General features: G+C 72.9%; 14 protein-coding genes. 4 read left to right on the forward strand and 10 right to left on the reverse strand.

What is annotated here, in order from left to right:
• Positions 1–1,152 carry a lipid-transfer protein gene (locus ACGFYY_RS35795; RefSeq protein ID WP_393715962.1) on the reverse strand — a complete coding sequence of 384 codons (1,152 nt, stop codon included), beginning with the start codon at positions 1,150–1,152 and terminating at the stop codon, positions 1–3.
• A 95-nt stretch (positions 1,153–1,247) separates the two neighbouring features.
• On the opposite strand from ACGFYY_RS35795, the gene ACGFYY_RS35800 reads away from it, so the two are divergent.
• Positions 1,248–2,918, forward strand: a complete 1,671-nt coding sequence (locus ACGFYY_RS35800) for a FadD3 family acyl-CoA ligase (protein WP_393715964.1) — start codon at positions 1,248–1,250, stop codon at positions 2,916–2,918.
• Positions 2,919–2,924: 6 nt separating this feature from the next.
• Here the strand turns inward: ACGFYY_RS35800 and ACGFYY_RS35805 are convergent, their stop codons facing one another.
• The 4 genes from ACGFYY_RS35805 to ACGFYY_RS35820 all read right to left on the reverse strand — a co-directional run bounded on the left by ACGFYY_RS35805 (position 2,925) and on the right by ACGFYY_RS35820 (position 8,080).
• On the reverse strand, positions 2,925–3,497 hold the full coding sequence (locus ACGFYY_RS35805; RefSeq protein WP_393715966.1) for a Uma2 family endonuclease: 573 nt from the start codon (positions 3,495–3,497) through the stop codon (positions 2,925–2,927).
• 28 nt (positions 3,498–3,525) lie between these two features.
• On the reverse strand, positions 3,526–4,293 hold the full coding sequence (locus ACGFYY_RS35810) for a class I SAM-dependent methyltransferase (RefSeq protein WP_393715968.1): 768 nt from the start codon (positions 4,291–4,293) through the stop codon (positions 3,526–3,528).
• A 137-nt stretch (positions 4,294–4,430) separates the two neighbouring features.
• Complete coding sequence (locus ACGFYY_RS35815; protein WP_393715970.1) at positions 4,431–4,631, reverse strand: hypothetical protein; 201 nt, start codon at positions 4,629–4,631, stop codon at positions 4,431–4,433.
• A 179-nt stretch (positions 4,632–4,810) separates the two neighbouring features.
• Positions 4,811–8,080 (reverse strand): BTAD domain-containing putative transcriptional regulator, encoded by a 3,270-nt coding sequence (locus ACGFYY_RS35820; RefSeq protein ID WP_393715972.1) that lies wholly within the window; start codon positions 8,078–8,080, stop codon positions 4,811–4,813.
• 131 nt (positions 8,081–8,211) lie between these two features.
• Between ACGFYY_RS35820 and ACGFYY_RS35825 the strand changes: the two genes are divergently transcribed.
• Entirely contained in the window at positions 8,212–9,438 is a 1,227-nt protein-coding gene (locus ACGFYY_RS35825; RefSeq protein ID WP_393715974.1) for an amidohydrolase family protein, read from the forward strand.
• Here ACGFYY_RS35825 and ACGFYY_RS35830 read toward each other — a convergent pair.
• The gene (locus ACGFYY_RS35830; RefSeq protein ID WP_365273094.1) at positions 9,401–10,663 is read right to left on the reverse strand and encodes an MFS transporter; all 1,263 of its coding nucleotides are present in this window, start codon (positions 10,661–10,663) and stop codon (positions 9,401–9,403) included. The genes ACGFYY_RS35825 and ACGFYY_RS35830 overlap by 38 nt on opposite strands.
• Positions 10,664–10,863: 200 nt before the next feature.
• Between ACGFYY_RS35830 and ACGFYY_RS35835 the strand changes: the two genes are divergently transcribed.
• Entirely contained in the window at positions 10,864–11,358 is a 495-nt protein-coding gene (locus ACGFYY_RS35835) for a GNAT family N-acetyltransferase (RefSeq protein ID WP_393715976.1), read from the forward strand.
• Positions 11,359–11,442: 84 nt separating this feature from the next.
• Positions 11,443–12,300 (forward strand): trypsin-like serine peptidase, encoded by an 858-nt coding sequence (locus tag ACGFYY_RS35840; RefSeq protein ID WP_393715979.1) that lies wholly within the window; start codon positions 11,443–11,445, stop codon positions 12,298–12,300.
• On the opposite strand, the gene ACGFYY_RS35845 is transcribed toward ACGFYY_RS35840, so the two are convergent.
• From ACGFYY_RS35845 to ACGFYY_RS35860, 4 genes are all read right to left on the reverse strand, one after another.
• Positions 12,297–12,848: a hypothetical protein gene (locus ACGFYY_RS35845; RefSeq protein ID WP_393715981.1), complete on the reverse strand. Its 552-nt coding sequence runs from the start codon at positions 12,846–12,848 to the stop codon at positions 12,297–12,299. The genes ACGFYY_RS35840 and ACGFYY_RS35845 overlap by 4 nt on opposite strands.
• Before the next feature lie 294 nt (positions 12,849–13,142).
• Positions 13,143–13,586 carry an NUDIX hydrolase gene (locus ACGFYY_RS35850; protein WP_393715983.1) on the reverse strand — a complete coding sequence of 148 codons (444 nt, stop codon included), beginning with the start codon at positions 13,584–13,586 and terminating at the stop codon, positions 13,143–13,145.
• Between the two features lie 127 nt (positions 13,587–13,713).
• Positions 13,714–14,961, reverse strand: a complete 1,248-nt coding sequence (locus ACGFYY_RS35855; protein WP_393715985.1) for an ABC transporter permease — start codon at positions 14,959–14,961, stop codon at positions 13,714–13,716.
• Positions 14,958–15,671 (reverse strand): ABC transporter ATP-binding protein, encoded by a 714-nt coding sequence (locus ACGFYY_RS35860; RefSeq protein ID WP_393715987.1) that lies wholly within the window; start codon positions 15,669–15,671, stop codon positions 14,958–14,960. The genes ACGFYY_RS35855 and ACGFYY_RS35860 overlap by 4 nt, the downstream gene beginning before the upstream one ends.
• Positions 15,672–15,686 lie beyond the last annotated feature (15 nt).

Genomic DNA, 15,686 nt, shown 5'->3' on the forward strand with positions numbered 1-15,686 from the left:
TCAGCTCCTCAGCAGGATCGCGGACGTCGGGACTCCCTCGCCCGCCGTCACCAGGCAGGTCGCGGCGTCCGGCACCTGGGCGGTGGAGACGCCGCGCAGCTGCTTGACGCCCTCGTTGATCAGGTTGAAGCCGTGCACGTACGCCTCGGACAGGCCGCCGCCCCCGGTGTTGATGGGGAGCCGGCCGCCCATCTCCAGGGCGCCGCCCTCGGTGAAGGCGGCGCCCTCGCCGCGTCCGCAGAAGCCGTAGCCCTCCAGGGAGAGCGGGATCAGCGGGGTGAAGGCGTCGTAGATCTGGGCGACGTCCACGTCCTGGGGCCCGAAGTCGGCCTGCTTCCACAGGTGGCGGGCGGCGGTCCAGGCGGGGCCGGACAGCGGGTCGTCGTTCCAGTAGTTGACCATGCCGTGGTGCTGGGCGGGCAGGCCCTGGGCGACGGAGTGGACGTAGACGGGCTTCTGTCGGCAGTCGCGGGCGCGCTCGGCGGAGACGATCACGCAGGCCAGCGCGCCGTCGGTCTCCAGGCAGTTGTCGAAGAGGCAGAGCGGGTCGCTGATCATGCGGGAGGTCATGTACATCTCGCGGGTCAGCGGGCGCTCGTACATCATCGCGGCCGGGTTGGCGTTGGCCCGGTTGCGGCAGGCCATGGCGACGTTGAAGAGGTGGTCGCGGGTGGCGCCGTACTCGTGCATGTAGCGGCGGGCGAGCATGCCGATCTCGTCGGCCGGCCGCAGAAGGCCGAAGGGCCTGGTCCACTGGCCGGGGGTGGGAAGCTGGACGGCGGTGTTCCTCCAGGGGCGGGGGCCGGAGCCGCGCTTGCGGGAGCGCCAGGCGACGCCGACGGTGGCCTGGCCGGTGGCGACGGCGGAGGCGAGGTGGCCGACGGTGGCGCAGGAACCGCCCCCGCCGTAACCGATCTTGGAGAAGAAGGTGACGTCGCCGGCGCCGATGGCCTTGGCCACCTCGACCTCGTCGGTCTCCTCCATGGTGTAGGAGGCGAAGGCGTCCACCTCGGAGGGGTCGATGCCGGCGTCGGCGAGGGCCGCCAGGATGGCCCGGCAGGCCAGTTCCTTCTCGGACTGAGGCAGTCGTTTGGCAAAGGCGGTCTGCCCGATGCCGACTATCGCCGTCGCGTCCTTGAGCGTTGCCGCCATCGCCACCTCCGGGGTGCGCCAGTACTGACAGCCGCGAAGGCTACAGCTAATCTGACGGATAGTCAGCTACTGGGTCTGCGGGAAGGTGGCACGCAATGGGCGACGACGGGCGCGACGACCGGCACGAGGATGTCCGCGCGGACGTACGCGAGGACGTACGCGAGGACCCGCGAGGGGACCTGCGCTGGGGCAGCATCGCGCAGCTCGTGCGAGCGGCAGCGGCACAGTACGCCGACCGCGAGGCCGTCGTCGACGGGCGCACCCGGATCAGTTACACGCAGCTGGGCGAACGCGTCGAGCGGGCCGCCGCCGCCTGCGTCGCCGCCGGGATCGAACCCGGCGACCGGGTCGCCGTCTGGGCCCCCAACACCCTGGAGTGGATCGTCTCCGCCCTCGGAGCAGTCTCGGCCGGCGCGGTGCTCGTCCCCCTCAACACCCGTTTCAAGGGCACGGAGGCCGCGTACGTCCTGGAGCGCAGCCGGGCCCGGCTGCTCTTCGTCACCGGCACCTTCCTCGGCACCTCCTACGTCGCCTCCCTGCGCCGCGCCGCCGCCCAGGGCCCCGGTGGCGGGCCGCTGCCCGGACTGCCTCACCTGGAACAGGTCGTCGTCCTCGCCGACGACGCCCCCGACTCCTTCCGTACCTGGAAGGACTTCCTGGCGGGCGGGGACGGCGTACCGGCCGAGGCGGTCCGCGAGCGCGCCGAGGCCATTCGCCCCGAGTCCCCCTCCGACATCATCTTCACCTCCGGCACCACCGGCCGCCCCAAGGGTGCGGTCATCACCCACGCCCAGTCCCTGCGCTGCTACGACGTGTGGTGCGAGCTCGCCGGACTGCGCGAGGGCGACCGCTACCTGATCGTGAACCCCTTCTTCCACACCTTCGGCTACAAGGCGGGGATCATCGCCTGCCTGATGCGCGGGGCCACGATGGTCCCGCAGTCCGTCTTCAACGTGGACACCGTCCTCGCGAACGTCGCCGCCGAGCGGATCTCCGTCCTTCCCGGACCGCCCACCCTCCACCAGTCGCTCCTCGACCACCCCCAGCGCGACCACCACGACCTCACGGCCCTGCGCCTGGTCGTCACCGGCGCGGCCGTGGTCCCGCTGCGGCTCGTCGAACGGCTGCGCGGCGAGCTGCGCATCGGAGTCGTCCTCACGGCGTACGGGCTCTCGGAGGCCGGTGGCATCGTCACCATGTGCCGTCGCGACGACGCGGCGGAGACGGTCTCCGCCACCTCGGGCCGGGCCATCCCGGACACCGAGGTGGTCATCCTGGACGCGGACGGGCGGCCACGGCCCGCCGGGCAGGCGGGCGAGATCGTGGTGCGCGGCTACCACGTCATGCGGGGCTACTTCGAGGACCCCGAGGAGACCGCCCGCGCGATCACGCCCGAGGGCTGGCTGCACACCGGCGACGTCGGGTACCTGGACGAGGACGGCAACCTGCGCATCACCGACCGGATCAAGGACATGTTCATCGTCGGCGGGTTCAACGCCTACCCCGCCGAGATCGAGCAACTCCTCGGCCTCCACCCGGACATCGCGGACGTCGCGGTGATCGGCATCCCGGACCCGCGTCTCGGCGAGGTCGGCAAGGCCTACGCGGTCCGCCGCCCCGGCTCGACCCTCACCGCGGACGACCTGATCGCCTGGTCCCGCCGCGAGATGGCCAACTACAAGGTGCCGCGGGCGGTGGAGTTCGTGACGCAACTGCCCCGCAACGCGAGCGGCAAGATCCTCAAGCGCGAACTGCGCACCGGCTGATCCGGTTCAGGGGGTGAGGGTGCTCAGGTCGATGTCCGCGGGGAACGGGACCGCCACCTTGAGCCGCTCGCGGTGGATTCCGGTCGGGACGTACGTCCGGGTGACCGTGTCCAGCTCGTAGACGTGCACGACGGGCTCGCCCTTCTCGTCCTCGACCCGCCAGAAGTGGGGGATCCCGGCCTGGGCGTACTTGAAGGGCTTGATCGAGCGGTCGCGGTCGGCCGACTCCTCGGACACCACCTCGATCACCAGGGCGACCTCTTCGGGGAGGAAGCGGGTGCGGTCGGGGTCGTAGGCGACCGTGGCGGCCAGGATGTCCGGCTCGGGGCGGCTCCTCTTGTCGAGGCGGACGGTCATCTCCCGCTCGATGACCATGCCGTCGGGCGCTGATTGTTCCAGCCTGGCGGTCAGCCTTCCCACGAGCCGGGAGTGCCAGGATCGCTGAGGCGACATCATGAAGATCAGCGCTCCGTCGATGAGCTCGGTGTGCCGGGGGGCCTGGGGCCAGTGGTCGAGGTCGTCCGCTTCCCAGCCGCTCGGGCGCGGCGGGAGCATCCAATCGGGGAGCTCGGCTGCCATGGTGTCCTCCAGAGGGTGCGGGATCAGCCTACTCAACCCGGAGCTTGCGTACCGGCGCTTGCCCGGTCGGCTTGCGGGCCAGGAGCAGGCGCCAGCGGGGGGTGCCGTCCGGGCGGAGGCCGAAGGGGGGCAGGGGGACCGTCTCCACCGTGAAGCCGGCCGCCCGGAGGTCCTCGCGGACCGGGCCCAGCGGGAAGGTCCGGTAGTACATGACGAACGGGGGCCGCCACACCGCGTTGCGGACCCGCATCGCCGAGTCGAAGCCCGTCGTCGCCCACCACACCGGGGAGCCGAGCGGCAGCGGGGCGCCGATCGGGAAGGCGAAGACACCGCCCTCGCGCAGCGCGGCGTGGATCCCGGAGAAGAGCGCGGGCCGCTCCTTCGGGAGGAAGTGGCCGAAGGCGCCGAAGCTGACCGCCAGGTCGTACGTGTCCGCGAGGGCGGCCGGCAGGGCCCGCGCGTCGGCCCGTACGAAGTCCACGCGCCCGGCGTCCGCGCCGTACCGGCGGCCGGCCTCCGCCAGCATGCCCGCGCTGAGGTCGACGCCCGTCACCCGGCCCCGGCACAGCCGGCGCAGCATGTCGATCCCGGCGCCCGTGCCGCAGCACACGTCCAGGCCGGTGTCGAAGCCGCCCGCCACCTGGGCGAGCGTCTCCTCGACCGCGTCGAGCATCCGGTCCGGGGTGCGGAAGGGAGTGTGGTCGAATTTCGGCGCGAGGAGGTCGTAGCCCCGCTCCACCGAGGAGAGGCCCTGCACTGCCAGTTCGCGGACGCTCGGCCCGTGGGAGGAGAACACACCCCCAGCCTATGCCGCCGGGGCGCGCGCACACGTGTACGGCGGCCGCGGTGGCTCCCCCTCCGGGCCACCGCGACCGCCGTTCCCCCGTACTTCCCCCGTGCTCCCCCGTGGTTCCCCCGTACGTCTTGCGAGTGTTACGGGCGCGGACCGGACGCGTGGTTGTCCAGCGTCTGGATCTCTTCGTCCGTGGTGGGCGCGGCCGGAGCGGGCACGGCCGGAGCCGGCTCCTTCTCCAGCGGCTTGATCTCGATGCCCGAGGCGTGGTTGTCCAGGGTCTCGATCTCGACGCCCGAGGCGTGGTTGTCGAGCGGCTTGAGGTTCTCGTTCGTCGTCATCGGTTCTCCTGATGTATGGGTGGGGCTGGGCCCGTTCGGCGATTCCCCCGATGACCGCCGAACGGGTAGTCCTCCAACCGGCCCGGATGCTCCCCCGAGGCACCGGGTCGATGCACTTATCCTGTCGGACCGCGATAAACGAACGATGAACGCCGCGTTCAACCGGAGCCGCGCGCGGATCAGGCAGCGATCTCCGAGGCCAACAAGGCCTGCACTTCGCCCAGTTCGGCCGACCGCAGCTGCGTGAACACGGTCTCCGCGTCCCGCCAGCACGCCCGCGCGCGGTCCCGCTGTCCCAGCCGCCGCAGCGCCTTCCCGAGTACGGTCAGGACCGTCGCCCGGCGCCACTCCCCGCCGATCCCGCGCAGCGCGATGGCCTGCTCGGCGTGCGAGGCGGCCAGGGTGGGCCGGCGCGCCGCCAGGTGGGCCTCGGCGAGCCGGAAGTGCGTCACGCCCTCCCACAGCGGCTGGCGGTTCTCGTGGAACAGCGACAGCGCCTCGGCGAGCTGCGCCAGGGCCTCGCCGAGCCGGCCCGCCTGGGTGAGGGCGATGCCGAGGGCGTAACGGCCGTTGGCCAGGCGCAGGCTCAGGCCCATCCGGTCGTAGATGGCGATGCCCTGCTGGGCCAGGTCTATGGCGCTGGGCAGGCGGCCCAGTTCCACGTGGATGCGGGAGAGGTTGCACAGGGCGCTGGCCTCGCCGACGTTGTTGCCGTCGGCGCGGAAGCACTCGATGGCCTCCAGCAGGTAGCGCTCGCCGTCCGCGTGCCGGCCCTCGTAGAGGGCGATGATCCCGCGGTCGTTGGGCGCCCAGCACATGGGCAGCGGGTCACCGGCCTCGCGCGCGAGCACGGTGGCCCGGGCGGCCTCGTCGTCGGCCTCGGCGAAGCGGCCCGCGACCAGGTGGACGTTGGTGAGGGTGGTGCGGGCGCGGCCCTCCGCGTACGGGTCCTTCGCGGCCTGGCCCGCGTCGCGCAGGGCGACGGCGGCCGACTCGTACTGCCGGGAGTTGGCCCCGGACTCGGCGAGGTCCTTCGCCGCCCACAGCAGGTCCACGGCCCGGCGCAGGACCAGCGACTCGCCGCCGCGTACGGCGGCCTGTCGGACGCAGGCCAGCAGCGGGTCGGCCTCGGCGTACAGCCAGTCCAGGGCGGTCCGCGGCTCGGCGAAGACCAGCCCGGGGTAGTGGGTGTCGGACAGGTGCGCGGGCAGCCGGTCGCCGGGGCGTTCCAGGGCGTAGACGCCGGAGGCGGTGGCCAGGTAGAAGTCCAGCAGCCGGTCCAGGGCCGCCTCGCACCCGCTCGGCGGCTGCTCGTCGCGCTCGGCGCAGGCACGCGCGTAGAGCCGTACGAGGTCGTGGAAGCGGTAGCGGCCGGGAGCGGCGGATTCGAGCAGGGAGCAGTCGACCAAGGCTTCGAGGAGGTCCTCGGTGTCGTACTCGGGCAGGTCGAGCACGGCGGCCGCGGCCGAGAGCGAGATGTCGGGGCCGTCGGCGAGGCCGAGGAGGCGGAAGGCGCGCTGCTGGGCGGGTTCCAGCTGGCCGTAGCCGAGCTCGAAGGTGGCCTTGACGGCGAGGTCGCCGGCCTGGAGCTCGTCGAGGCGGCGGCGCTCGTCGGCGAGCTTGGCGGCCAGGACGGAGACGGTCCAGGTACGGCGGGCGGCGAGCCGGGAGGCGGCGATGCGGATGGCGAGCGGCAGGAAGCCGCAGGCGCCGACGACGTCGAGGGCGGCCTGGCGTTCGGCGCGTACCCGCTCCTCCCCGACGATCCGGGTGAAGAGCTGGAGTGCCTCCTCGGGACTCATCACGTCGAGGTCGACGAGATGGGCCCCGGCGAGGCCCGCCATGCGGACCCGGCTGGTGACGAGGGCGGCGCAGCCGGCGGTGCCCGGCAGCAGCGGGCGGACCTGGGCGGCGTCGCGGGCATTGTCGAGGAGGACCAGGACGCGGCGGCCGTCGAGGATGGAGCGGTAGAGCGCGGCCCGGTCGGCGGGGGAGTCGGGGATGGCCGTGTCGGGGGTGCCGAGGGCGCGCAGGAACGAACCGAGGACGGCCTCCGGTTCGGCGGGGCGGGCCTCGGTGCCCTGGAGGTCGACGTAGAGCTGGCCGTCGGGGAAGTGCGGGCGGGCCGCGTGGGCCACGTGCACGGCGAGGGTGGTCTTGCCGACGCCGCCGATGCCGGCGAGCGCGGAGACGGCCATCACCTGGTCCAGGGCTCCGCCGGACAGGATGGCGCCGAGCTCGTCGACGAAGCTGGCGCGGCCGGTGAAGTCGGGGACGGTCGCAGGCAATTGGGCGGGCCTCACATGGACGGTCGCGGCGGCCGGGGCCGGGTCCTCCGCGCGGGCGAGATCGGCGTCGGCGTTCAGGATGCGCTGCTGGAGCGCTGCCAGTTCGGGGCGCGGGTCGACCCCGAGTTCGTCGGCGAGGAGGCGGCGGGTGTCGGCGTAGACGGCGAGGGCCTCGGCCTGCCGGCCACTGCGGTAGAGGGCGAGCATCAGCAGCTCGCGCAGGCGTTCGCGCAGCGGGTGGGCGGCGGTGAGGGCGGTGAGCTCGGAGACGGCTTCGGCGTGCTGGCCGACCTCCAGGTCGAGGTCGAGGCGGGTCTCCAGCAGCTGCAGGCGCCATTCGGCGAGCCGGGTGCGCTCGGTCTCCGCGTGCGGGCCGGGGACGCCGGCGAGGGGCTCGCCCTCCCAGAGGTCGAGGGCGCGGGTCAGGAGCGTACGCGCGAGGGAGCGGTCCCCCGCGGCCCGGGCGGCCTCGGCGTCGGCGGCGAGGCTGCGGGCCACGCCGAGGTCGAGGGTGGCGGTGGAGCGCAGCCGGATGGCGTAGCCGCCGGACTCGGTGACGAGGAGGCCGGGCGCGACGACCTTGCGCAGGCGGGAGGCGTAGGTGCGGATGGTGGCGAGGGCCTGCTGCGGCGGGTCCTCGCCCCAGATGGCGTCGATGAGTTCGGGCGCGGTGGCGGTGCGGCCGTCGCGGAGCAGGAGTACGGCGAGCAGGGCGCGCTGCTGGGGGGTGCCGGAGGGCAGGACCTCGGCGCCGCGCCAGGCGCGGACGGGCCCGAGGACGGCGAACCGGGACTCGCCGGGTCCGGCTGCGGCCGGAGCCGCGGCGTCCTCGCCCGTGGGGGTGCCGTTGCCGGCGCTGGGGCGGGCGCTGGAGCGGGTGGGGGTGTCGGCGGTGGCCGCGGCGGTACGGCCGGCTGCGGTGGTGGTGGTGCCGGTGGCGGAGTTTGCGGTGGTGCGGGTGGCGGCGCTCGCGGTGGTGCCGGTGGCGGCGCTCGCGGTGGTGCCTGCGGTGGTGTTCTCGGCGGAGTCGGTCGGGGCGCCGGCCGCGGGTGCGCGGGTCGCGCGTACGGGGGTCGTCCCCGGGTCGACTTCGGGTACGACGGCAGCCGTACGGGCCTCGGGATGTTTCCGCGGGCTCGGGATGGCCGGTACGCCGTCCATCTGTCGTCCCCCTGCCTTCCGTCGGTGTAAGGGTCAGTCTGCCCTGTATCGCGCGTACACGTCAGCCCGTACCCGACCGATCACCGGCCAAATAGCTGACGGTTCGTCAGATGAGCGCTACCGTATAGGTCATGGAGACCTTCCCGAAGATCATCTCGGTGGACGACCACACGGTGGAGCCCCCGCACGTCTGGCGGGACAGGCTCCCGTCCAAGTACCGCGACATCGGCCCCCGCGTCGTCCGCGCCCCGTTGAAGGAAATGACCTTCCTCGGCGGCAAGTTCGCCCCCGTCATGGGGGCCGAGGGCGACGACGGACCGATAGGCGACTGGTGGGTGTACGAGGACCTGCACCGGCCGCTCACCCGCCTCGACACAGCGGTCGGGTACGACCGCGACGAGATCAAGCTGGAAGTCATCACCTACGAGCAGATGCGCCCCGGGTCCTTCTCGGTTCCCGACCGGCTCGCGGACATGGACGTCAACCACGTCCAGTCGGCCCTCTGCTTCCCGACCTTCCCCCGCTTCTGCGGCCAGACCTTCACCGAGGCCAAGGACCGTGAGCTGGGACTCCTCGGCGTACGGGCCTACAACGACTGGATGGTGGAGGAGTGGTGCGGCCCGGACGCCCACGGCCGCCTCATCCCCCTCACCCTGATCCCGCTCTGGGACGCCCGCCTGGCCGCCGCCGAGGTCCGCCGCAACGCCGCGCGCGGGGTGCGCGCGGTCGCGTTCTCCGAGATACCTCCGCACCTGGGCCTCCCCTCCATCCACACGGACGACTGGGACCCCTTCCTGGAGGCGTGCGACGAGACCGGCACGGTCATCGCCATGCACATCGGCTCCTCCTCACGCATGCCGTCCACCTCGGCCGACGCGCCGCCGGCGGTCGGCTCCACCATCACCTTCGCCAACTGCTGCTTCTCGATGGTCGACTGGCTGATGAGCGGCAAGTTCGAGCGCTTCCCCCACCTGAAGATCATGTACGCGGAGGGCCAGATCGGCTGGATCCCGTACATCCTGGAGCGCGCGAACGTCGTCTGGGAGGAGAACCGGGGCTGGGGCGGCGTCGCGGACAAGGTGCTGCGCCCGCCGGCGGAGCTGTTCGCCGAACACGTCTTCGGCTGCTTCTTCGACGACGCCTTCGGCCTGAAGAACCTCGACTCGATCGGCGTCGCCAACGTCCTCTACGAGACGGACTACCCCCACTCCGACTCCACCTGGCCCAAGTCCCGCGAGGTCGGCGAGAGCCAGATGGGCCACCTGGCACCTGACGTGGTGGACCGCATCGTGCGCGGCAACGCGATCGACCTGCTCGGGCTCACGGCCGACGGCCTGTGGGCGGGGCCGGGGGCGTGAGCCCGCGGTCGTAGGGCGTGGCCGGCCCCCTCCACCGGCCACCCCCTACGGCGCCCCGCGTCAGCAGCAGTGCCAAGGCCAGCCCCGCACCCGTCACCACCGGGAGCAGCACGCGCACGTCCACGAAGGCCACCAGAGCCGCCCCCAGCGCCAGGGCCAGTGCGTTCGGTACGAAGATCAGGGTGTTCGCCGTGGCCGCGGCGCGGCCCAGCACCTCGTTCGGGACCTCGCGCTGCACCGCCGTCCGCGCGGCGATCAGCACACAGGGCAGCCCGGCGCCGATGGCCGCGCTGCCCACCAGGGCCACCGCGTCGTACGGCAGCGCCCGGACCCCGGCGCCCAGGGCGAACAGCGCCACCCCGGCGGCCGCGAACACCCTCTCCGGCACCCGTCGCAGCAGCGGGCCCGCCACCAGCCCGCTCAGGACCGAACCCGCGCCCTGCACCGCGTACAGCACCCCCACGTAGGTGGGCGCGTGCCCCAGTACGTTCCCGGCGACCGCGTAGATCACCGCGCCGTTGAGCCCGGCCAGGAACATCACGGCGGCGCCTGCCGCCACCAGGACGCGGGGCGCGGGTGCCTGACGTAGGTGCCGCCGGCCCTCCGGTATCCGCGCGAATCCCCCCGGCCCGTCCCGGATCCGCTCCCGCTCCGGAGGTTCCTCGCGCACCCGCAGCAGGGCGAAGATCCCCGCCGCCAGGGCGAAGGTGGCCGCGTCGAGCAGGGCTACGGAAGCCCCGCCGGACCGTGCGAACAGCGCTGCGCCCACCAACGGGGCGAGGAGTTTCATGCCCTCGTCGGCCGTCAGCCGCAGCCCGTTGAAGTCCCCCAGGAGCCGTCGGCCGACGGCCTGCGGCACCAGGGCCGCCTCCGCCGCCCCGTGCACGGTGCCGCACGTCCCGTACACGAGCAGCACCGCGAACAGCAGCCACACCCGGTCCGCCGAATCGACCAGGAGCAGTACGGGCAGCAGCGCGGCCATCACGAGGCCGAGGGCGACCAGCAGCGGACGCCGGGGCAGCCGGTCGGCGAGCGCCCCCAGGGCCGGGCCGGCCAGGACCGGAGCCCACAGGGCGAACACGGTCAGTGCCGCGAGGGCGTCCGACCCGGTCAGTGACTTCACCCAGACCCCGGCCACCAGCCACATCGCGGTCGTCCCGAAGCCGGAGACCACCACCCCGGACAGGTAGAGCCGTGCGTTGCGGTCCCGCAGGACCTTCCCCATGCCTCGATCTCTCACCGGTCCAGCCTGTGTTCTGAGGAGGGGGTCGGGGATCGGGCAGACGACCTATACGTCGGACACGTCGTACCAAGGCTTCCCCCGGAACCACGCTCGGCATCGCGGCCTGGCGGAGGCTGCGCGGGGCAGCCGTCGGCGGCGCGCGTACTCAGAGCTGACGGGGCGCCAGGACATAGCATCGGGCCGTGCCCCGACTCCAGTTGCTGCGCTTCGATCACGCACCGGCCCTGCTCGCCTTCGAGCGGGAGAACCGGGCCTACTTCGCCGCTTCGGTCCCGGACCGAGGCGATCGGTACTTCGCCGACTTCGACGAACGGCACGCCGCGCTGATGGCCGAGCAGGCCACCGGGGGGTGCTTCTTCCACGTCCTGGTGGGTGACGACGGTGAGGTGGTCGGGCGGGTCAACCTGGTCGACGTGGCCGACGGTTCGGCCGAGCTCGGGTACCGGATCGCCGAGCGGGTCACGGGCCGGGGCGTGGCCACGGCCGCGGTGCGGGAGGCCCGCGGGCTCGCGGTCGCGGAGTACGGGCTGACCGAGCTGCGGGCGGTCACCACGCTCGACAACCCGGGCTCGCGCGCCGTGTTGGCCCGTACCGGCTTCGTGACCACCGGTGAGGTGGATCTGGACGGCCGTCCGGGCCTGCGTTTCCTGTGTGACCTGCGGGTCGAAACCGTGTGAGGCGCCGGCCGGGAGCCGTCGACGGCCTTGCACCCGCCCCTGCCGCCGGGGCATGCTTCGCCAGGGCAAAGCGGGAGGATGATCATGCCGGTGGACAAGCGGACCGTCGTGACGGCGGTGCTGTGCGCGGTGGCGGCCCTGGGGGCCTCCGCCGCGGTGGCCAAGCTTGCGCCGCCCCCGGAGGCGGTTCCTCCGGTACAGGCGAAGGCCGCGCCGAGCGCGTCCCCGACGGGCCCGTCGTCGCGATCGCACGTGGCGAAGCCCCAACTGTCCGCCGCTCCCGGGGTCACCCTGCCGCCCGCTGTCACGCCGCAGCCCGGTGGGCCCGCGGCCTTCACCGGAGCCCTGTTCACCGACGGCCTGAACAGTGACCACTTCTGCACCGCCACCGTGGTGAGCAGCCCCGGCCGAAACATGATCATCACCGCCGGGCACTGCCTGCTCGAAGGGGACCAGCGCGACGGAAAGGCCGTCTTCGCTCCCGCGTACGCCAACGGCGTCGCCCCGTACGGCACATGGAAGATCGAGGAAGTCTTCGAGGACGACCGCTGGGCCGAGGGTACGGACGACGACTACGACCTCGCCTTCGCCCGCCTCGCCCCGGACGCCAAGGGCCGCGCCATCGAGGACGTGACCGGCGCGGCCGTCCTCGACACCAGCGGCCGCGCGGGCGAGCGGGTCACCGTCACCGGTTACCCCGCCGACCGGGGGATTCCCCGTACCTGCACCGCGGTCGCCGTCCGCGAGAGCGCGACCCAGCAGCGCTTCGACTGCGCCGACTTCCCCGGCGGCACCAGCGGCAGCGCGTGGATCGCCGGCGACGGGAAGATCATCGGCATCCTCACGGGCGGGGACACGGACGACGTGTCGACCAGCACCGTCCTCGGCGAGTACGCGGCCTCGCTCTACGCCAAGGCCACCGCGAAGGCGCCGAGAGCTTAGGGCGAGTTCACGACGTTGACGCTCGTCACACCGTTCGACGGTGCCGGGCACGTGACCACGGGGTTCTGAGGGTCGCAGCCCATCGCCGTGACCCCTCCGAAGATTGCCGACACCATCGCGATCTTCAACGTCCCGACGTCGGTGCCGTTCTGGCGGACGGTGTACGTCGCCAGGGCGCTGCTCTCCCCGATCGTGGAGGGCAGCGGGAACTGCTGGAACGCGGTCGGGGAGCTCTGCGGGGGGAGGTCCGTGGGGCCGCCGACGCCACCGGCGAGCCCGGTGACGCTCGAGAGGTGGAGGGTGTAGTCGCTGTCGTTGCGCACGAAGAAGGCGACGGTGGCTTGCGGCGCCTGGGGGCCGCCGACCGTGTGCCCGTTGCCCGAGATCTGGCCGGATCCGACGTGACTGTCCCGTCCCGAGACCCCGATGTGGTTGTCGTCCCCCGTGACGACGATGTGCGTCGACTCGGGGGTTCCGACCCCGCCGCCTCCGTCGTCGTCGGCGGCGGCGGGACCCGCGCTCACGCCCGCGCTCGTCGCGAGGAGCACGGAGAGAATCGTTGCGGCGGTGGCCATCCTCGACGAACGAGTCACGAGCACTTCTCCCATTGATCGGACTGGATGATGATCAGAGAATGTGCGTGAGTCCTTCCCCGTGTCCGCCCACGGGCAACGGGATGCGCCCGAAGGACATCCCATCGGGCTAGATCGTGTCTTTCGGATCAAGCCGGGCCCGCGGCCACGCGGGCCCGACCGGGGAGCGGTCGTGGCAGGGGAGCGGCCGGCGCTACCGCCGGAAGACGCGCCCTCTTCCGGTCGCCGGTCGGCCGGTCGGCCGGACGCTCAGGCCAGCAGGCCCAGGTGGACCGGTTCGGCCTGGGCGTTCGCCAGGAGGTCCGGCAGGCGTGGGGGCCACAGGGGTTCGCCCAGGGTGGCCAGGCGGCGCGGGGAGAGCCACTGCCAGTGGATGTCCGGAGCTTCCAGGACCGGCTCGCGGTGCGGGCCCCTGGTGACGAAGATGTGCTCGTGCTGGCGGACCGGGATCCCCTGGTGCGTGAAGTCGTGCTCCCAGGTGCAGAGCAGCCGTTCGGGCTCCAGGTCGGTCCACCCGGTCTCCTCGCGCAGTTCGCGACGCACGCAGTCCTCGGGACTCTCGCCGGGATCGATGCCGCCACCCGGCGGCAGCCAGTGGATGCCCACCTCCACGTTGTTCTCCCGGAAGAGGAACACGGACCCGGTGGGGGACAGGATGACAACGCGCGCTGCGTGACGTGGAGTTCGCATCATCGATTCAATGTACGCCGGTGATCGCTTCCGGGGGATGGGCGTGCACCTGGCCTTTTACGGCTGTGTGCCCGCCCCGTCCCCCGGAACCGACCCCCGTCCCCCGCGACCGACCGCCCGCCCCGATCCGCTACGCCGCCGCCAGCGCCAGCGTCGGTGACAGCCGGGCCGCGCGCACCGCCGGGTAGAGCCCGGCCAGGGTGCCGATCGCCAGGGTGGCGGTGAATCCGCCGGTCACCGCCCAGAGCGGGACCACCCAGGGCAGGTCGCCGGCCCGGGCGTACACCGCCGTGGCCGCGCCGCCCAGGGCGATGCCCGCCAGGCCGCCGAGCCCGGACAGCAGCAGGGACTCCGTCACGAACTGGATCCGGATCTGGCCCTTCGTACCGCCCAGGGACCGCCGCAGGCCGATCTCGTGGCGCCGCTCCAACACCGAGATGATCATGGTGTTGGCGACGCCGACCCCGCCCACCAACAGCGCGATCCCGCCCAGCCCCAGCAGCAGCGTGCTGAACGCGCCCTCCGTGGCGGCCTTCGCCTTGAGCGCCGCCGAGGGGTCGGTGACCTGCACCGCGCTCGGGGTCTGCGGGTTGGCCGTCCGCGGGATGAGCGCGCGGACCGCCGCCACCCGGTCGTCCGCCGACCGCTCGTACACGGCCGTCGGGTGCCCGGCGAAGCCCAGCAGCTGCTCGGCCGCGTCCCAGCCGATCAGCGCGGAGCGCTCGATCTCCGGGGCCAGCGGGACCGGTTCCAGGATGCCGGTCACCGTGAAGTACCGGCCGCCGATGAAGACCTGCTGACCCGGTTCGGTGATGCCGAGCCGGCGCGCGGAGACGTGCCCGAGCACCACCGAGGGGTAGCGTCCGGTGGCCGCGTTGAGCCAGGTGCCGCTCGCCGTCCGCGCGCGCAGCGTGCCGAGCAGGTCGTCCTTGGCGGCCTTGAGCACGATCCCGCCGGTCTCCCCCTTCGGGATGTTCTCCGACCGGCGTACGGACTCGGGCACGTCACCGGTGGTGCCGACCGACTCGACCCCCGCGATCCGGGAGATCATGCCGGGGGCGTCCTTGGGCAGCTTGGTGTCCTGCCCGGTGAACATCCCCTCGCCCGGCTTCACGACCAGCATGTCGGTGCCGAGCTTGTCGAGTTCCCGCAGCAGCTCGGCCTGGCTGGAGGAGGAGATCCCGACCACCGCGATCATCGTCGCGATGCCGATGGCGATGCCGAGCGCGGACAGGAACACCCGCATCGGGCGTGAGCGCAGCCCCGCCGACCCGACGTGCAGGACGTCCCGCGGGGACAGCCTCGGCGGCTTCAACCGCCGGGCGCGCGTCCCCGTACGGGCGGCCCGTTCCCCCTGACGAGGCCTCGCGCGGCTCATGACGTCACCCCCGCGTGCTCCCGCAGGTCGGCGACGATCTCCCCGTCGCGGATCCGTACCTGCCGCGGCAGGCTCGCCGCGATCTCCTGGTCGTGGGTGATCACCGCGATGGTGGCCCCGTCGCGGTTCAGCTCGCGCAGCAGCTCCATCACCGATTCCCCGGACGCCGTGTCCAGCGCGCCCGTCGGCTCGTCGGCCAGCAGCAGGTCCGGCGAACCCGCCACCGCCCGGGCGATCGCCACGCGCTGCTTCTGCCCGCCGGACAGCTCGTGCGGCCGGTGGTCCATCCGGTCGCCGAGGCCCACCCGGTCCAGGGCCTGCGCCGCCCGGCGCAGCCGTTCGGCCCGCGGGAGGCCGCTGTAGAGCAGGCCCTCGGCGACGTTCGCGCGGGCGCTGATGCCCGGTACCAGGTGGAAGGACTGGAAGACGAAGCCGACGTGCCGGGAGCGCAAGGCCGACAGTGCGCGGTCGGGGAGGGCAGCGATGTCGTGGCCGGCGATCCGTACGCGGCCCGCCGTCGGGCGGTCCAGGGTGCCGACGATGTGCAGCAGGGTGGATTTTCCGGAGCCCGACGGGCCGACGATGGCGAGGAGTTCGCCGGTGGCGACGGTCAGGTCGACACCGCGCAGGGCCGCGACCCCGCCCGGGTACTCCTTGGTGACCCCGGTCAGCTCCACGACCGGGTACGGACGCGCCGTCGGATCCGGCATCGGATGTGTCCTCGT

It is taken from the genome of Streptomyces sp. NPDC048331 (assembly GCF_043201215.1).
Lineage (GTDB): Bacteria > Actinomycetota > Actinomycetes > Streptomycetales > Streptomycetaceae > Streptomyces.

What these genes read in the sequence shown, in the direction of transcription:
- ACGFYY_RS35825 (WP_393715974.1), top strand. Translation starts at nt 8,212, where the DNA reads ATGGAGACCTTCCCGAAGATCATCTCGGTGGACGACCACACGGTGGAG.
- ACGFYY_RS35795 (WP_393715962.1), bottom strand. Translation starts at nt 1,152, where the DNA reads ATGGCGGCAACGCTCAAGGACGCGACGGCGATAGTCGGCATCGGGCAG.
- ACGFYY_RS35855 (WP_393715985.1), bottom strand. Translation starts at nt 14,961, where the DNA reads ATGAGCCGCGCGAGGCCTCGTCAGGGGGAACGGGCCGCCCGTACGGGG.
- ACGFYY_RS35820 (WP_393715972.1), bottom strand. Translation starts at nt 8,080, where the DNA reads ATGGACGGCGTACCGGCCATCCCGAGCCCGCGGAAACATCCCGAGGCC.
- ACGFYY_RS35800 (WP_393715964.1), top strand. Translation starts at nt 1,248, where the DNA reads ATGGGCGACGACGGGCGCGACGACCGGCACGAGGATGTCCGCGCGGAC.
- ACGFYY_RS35840 (WP_393715979.1), top strand. Translation starts at nt 11,443, where the DNA reads ATGCCGGTGGACAAGCGGACCGTCGTGACGGCGGTGCTGTGCGCGGTG.
- ACGFYY_RS35850 (WP_393715983.1), bottom strand. Translation starts at nt 13,586, where the DNA reads ATGATGCGAACTCCACGTCACGCAGCGCGCGTTGTCATCCTGTCCCCC.
- ACGFYY_RS35805 (WP_393715966.1), bottom strand. Translation starts at nt 3,497, where the DNA reads ATGGCAGCCGAGCTCCCCGATTGGATGCTCCCGCCGCGCCCGAGCGGC.
- ACGFYY_RS35860 (WP_393715987.1), bottom strand. Translation starts at nt 15,671, where the DNA reads ATGCCGGATCCGACGGCGCGTCCGTACCCGGTCGTGGAGCTGACCGGG.
- ACGFYY_RS35815 (WP_393715970.1), bottom strand. Translation starts at nt 4,631, where the DNA reads ATGACGACGAACGAGAACCTCAAGCCGCTCGACAACCACGCCTCGGGC.
- ACGFYY_RS35830 (WP_365273094.1), bottom strand. Translation starts at nt 10,663, where the DNA reads ATGGGGAAGGTCCTGCGGGACCGCAACGCACGGCTCTACCTGTCCGGG.